Raw genomic sequence first — 4,202 nt, 5'->3', positions numbered from 1 at the left:
GCTTCACCCCTGGCTATCTGCAGGTCTATGGCATGCGGGTCATCGCCGGCCGGCTGTCGGCCGACCATGTCGCGGAGGTGGCGCAGAACGGCCTCGTGCTGGACCGCAGCGCCGTGCGCGCGCTCGGCGTGAAGCCGGCCTGCACGGTCTGGGTCACGCTGACATGGGCGATGCCACCCACGATGTCGGCCACCACGGCATGGGCGGCGATACGGGCCACGCCGTGGGAGGCATCCAGCACCGGGTCCATCAGCTGCACCTTCATGCCCACGCGCAGCCGGTCGGGCAGCGAGGGCTGGACCTCGAAGCGCACGCCTGGGTGGATGGGAATCGGTCGCACCAGCCGGCCGGTGAGCAACTGGCCGGCCGGGCTGTGGCTGGCCGCCAGCAGGCAGACGCGCACCAGCGCCGCCATCAGCGCCACGGCGCGGGGCTGGCTCGCGTCCGCGCGGCGGCGCAGCCAGGACGCCAGGTCGCGGATGTCTTCGCGGTCATCGCGGTCCAACTCGGCGAAGTGGGGCAGCGTCGACAGATCGCCCAGGTCGCCCACCGTGTCGAACTGGCTGAAGCGCTCGGCCCAGTCCAGGCGGATGCCGGCGCGTACCGTGGACAGCCGGGCGTGCAGGCAGGTGGCCACCTGGGCGATGCGGGCAAGTTCCTCCGTCACGCGGCGGTTCAGCAGGTTGCGCTCGGCATTGCTGGCGGCCAGGTCGGCGAGAGACGCGCTCCTGGCGATGAGGTCGATCTTGCCCACCAGCCCCAGGCTGGCCGACGACAGGGCCACGCCGGCGAAGGGCAGGGCCTCGCTGCGGGCCAGGCTCACGCTTTCGGCCTGGGCGCGCACGGCATTGAAGGCGACCTGCTGGCTGGCGCTGCCAGCCAGGCCGTTGAGCAGGGTCAGGGCGCTGAAGCTGCTGCTGGTGATGGCCGTGGCCGTGAGAGGCAGGGCCGTGAGCACGCGGTCGGCGACGAAGTGGGTGTCGAGCAGGCTCAGATGGGCGCGCATGGCCGGGAACCAGTCGACGGGCGCCTGCCGCACGATGCCGATCATGGCGGCCACGTCTCCGGGCGGGTCGTCGTGATCGGCCAGGCACGCGGGCACGGCGTCGGGCTCCAGGGCCGAATCGAGCAGGCGCGAGGGCAGGGCCACCGTGCGGCTGCCGATGCGGGCTCGCGCGAAGGCGAGGAACTTCACGTGCTCGGCAATGATGGCGTCGCGCGAGGCGTTGAGCGCGGCCGCGCGCTGCTGGTCTTCGGCGAGCAGGGCGCGGGCGGTGGCGACGTCCTGGCGCGACTCGGCCAGTTCGCGATCGACCAGGGCCAGGCGTGAGGCGAGCCCGCCCAGGCTCACGTCGATGGCCGCCAGGGACTTCTGGCAGCGGGCCAACGCGTCGCGGTATTTGCGCACGATGCCTTCGGCGGCACGCAGTACGGCGATGGTGTGGTCCGACAGATCCACGCCGCCGAGGAAGTAGGCCGACTCATCCCGGGCCTTGTCTTCCGGGTCGGGGTCGAAGCTGATGTCGGCAAAGCGCACGCGCAGCGCACTGAGCTTGATCGGCGCGGCACGCAGCGGCTGGCCGCCGGGGTCGAACTCCTTGACCACGCCGTTGACGGTCTGCTTCTGCGCGATGCCGGGCACCTCCAGTTCGTCCAGGTCCAGGCCAAGCGCAGCGAGCTTGCTGATGACTTCGAGCCGCGTGGCCACGGTGAAGTCCTTGGCCTCGATGGCCCGCGGGCGCTCCAGACGCGAGGCGATGGAGGTGGTGCGGATCTCGGCCTTGCCGGTCAGCGCCGAGGAGTCGGTGACCTTGGTGCTGGGCGGCGGCGCTGTGGCCGCGGGGGCCAGCGGCACCAGGCCCGCCAGATTGATGTGCGGGTCGAGCGCGACCTGGCCGCCGATGATGCCGCCAATGCTTCCGCCACCAATGACGCCGCCGATGCGCGGCGCTACGGGCGTAAAGGCCGAGATGGGCGTTTCAATGACCCGGATCGGCGATGGCGCGGGTGTCATGAAGCCGCCGACGCTCCTGCCGATGCCCACATTGCTGGTCACGTTCAGCGCCGCCGCGCTTTCGGCGACGCCCGCGCCCGCCCGGGCGATGCCGCGCGACATGGGGACCGGCGCAACGCCGCCGGTGCGCGTGCGGATGGGGAAGATCGGCGGCGCGGTCGCACCATCCGGGCGCTTCAGCTGGGTCTCGCTCTTGACCGTGCCATAGAAGTCCGAGAGCTGCTCGCGTGTGGCGCTGGCGTTGTCGAGGTCGGCAATCTGGGTCAGCGCGGGCGAGACGGCGAAGCGGCTGGCCTGGGACTGCTTGAGCACCGTCTGGCGCAGCCGGTACATGTCGGTCTGCACGCGCAAGTAGCCGAGGTTGACGGCGTCGTCCGCCTCGTCGATGCGGCCGGACAGGTCGGCCACCGTCTGGCGCAGACCGTTCGCCTGGATCAGGGCAGCCAGGGGCTGGAAGCCGCGCTTGATGGCGTCGGCCTCGGTGGGGTCGAGCTTGCTGTCGTCGCCGGTGATGGKGGCGAGCTTGCGGCCGACGATCAGCGGGTCGGCCAGCAGCGTGGTCAGTTCGGCGGACTCGCGCTCGCCCTTCGCGTTGGCGCTGGCGTCGTAGGCGTTCTCGAAGGCTGTGTCGGCATCGCCCGGGTCGACGAAGTCCCAGGACTCGCCTTCGCCGCGCAGGGTGCCCGAGTCCCGTGTCTTCGGGTCGAGCCAGACGGTCTCCGCGTTGTCGCGCAGCACGCCCACGGGGCCGAACAGGGYCTGCCCGTCGTAGAGCGTGAAGGCGACGCCGCTGATGGTCGTGTCTTCCAGCGCCAGCGCCGCAGCCGGGATCTCGAGCCGGTGCCAGCGACCCGGCGTGGGGACCGCGGGCGGCTGGTCGGTGGACTGCTGCAGGCGCGACGGCGTGCCGTCCAAGCCCCAGCCGATCAGGTTTTCGCCCCAGTAGGCGCGGTGTTCCCAGCTGTTGGCGATCTGCCATTGCAGCATCAGCGTGCGCGGCGGGAACTCGCGATCCAGCTGCACCCAGGCGTAGAGCACATCGCCCTTGCCCACGGCCAGGGTCTCGGTGGCGTGATCCAGGAAATGCTGGTGCAGGCCGCGCACGTTGGCCGAGCGGTGCAGCAGGCCGGCTGGCGCGGGCAGCAGGGGCTGCAGGCGTTCGTCCTCGACGCGCAGCGGGTCGTCCTGCGGGTCGGGCACGGTGTCGGTGTTGTCAGGGCCTTCGGCGGCGATGCTCAGCGCCTCGCGCTGCTTGCGCTGGCGCTGGCGGCGGCGCAGCCAGTCGGCGCGGTCGTCCACATGGCGTTCGATGGCGTCGGCGATCTTGTGATCGGCGTCGGCCACTTCGGTCAGCAGCAGCTTGGGGTCGAACAGGGTCTGCGGCACCGGCACATAGACGCAGACGCTGTCCCGCACGGCGAGGTCGATGGGTGAGAGTCCGGCCGCTGCTTCCAGCACCAGGTCCAGCTGCTCGATCGGCACTGGCAGGGCAACCACGTCGAGCGTCGAGGGGAAGAAGACCTGCCGGGCGGCGCGGGCGTTGACGGCGTCGCGCGGCAGCAGGCCCGCGGGCGGCAGCGTCAGCATCTGGTCGCCCAGGGCCACCGTGTCATCCCCCGCTGCGGCGGCTTCGGTCAGGTGCTCGGTGAATTGGTCGATGCGCGCCTGCCACAGGAAGCGCGTGCCGGCGCCGAGCCTGGCATTGGCCTCGGCGCGCGGCCGGCCACCCAGGCGAGCGACGGCGGCGCGATCGGCGAACAGCGGCTGCCAGGCGGTGTTGACGGCCACCAGCGCCAGCGGCACGCCGCTGGCATGCCAGGGCATGCTCTGGCTGTTGCCCAGCTGGGCCTCGCGGGCGAAGACGGCATGGGCCAGCGCATTGCGCCAGGTGTTGCCAGGCGCGGGCAGGGGCAGCCATTCGTCGGGCCAGGCATAGAAGACGGGGCGCGTAGCGTCCTGGCGCACCTGATCCTCGAAGGCTTCGGCGTCCAGGTCGCGCTCGCACTGGTCGAAGGGATCGGCGCCTTGAACGACGCGGTGCTCGATGGGTTCCAGCACGACGATGCCCACCTGCGGCAGCGGCCGCCCGGCGGCCAGCAGGGTGCGCAGGCTGCGGCCGGTGGCGCGGGCGAACAGCACGCTGCCGTCGGCGTCTGCCGGCATGGCGGGCGCCGGGTCGGCATTGGAC

General features: G+C 71.7%; 1 protein-coding gene. It reads right to left on the bottom strand.

All coding sequences use genetic code 11. The features are described 5' to 3' along the window. Nucleotides 1–25: 25 nt before the first annotated feature. Nucleotides 26–4,177 (bottom strand): hypothetical protein, encoded by a 4,152-nt coding sequence (locus ACXJKR_RS25980; RefSeq protein ID WP_457325262.1) that lies wholly within the window; start codon nt 4,175–4,177, stop codon nt 26–28. Nucleotides 4,178–4,202 lie beyond the last annotated feature (25 nt).

The organism is Roseateles sp. P5_E11 (assembly GCF_054049355.1).
Note: the sequence above shows the minus strand (reverse complement) of the source record. Positions and strands in the feature narration are given on the sequence as shown.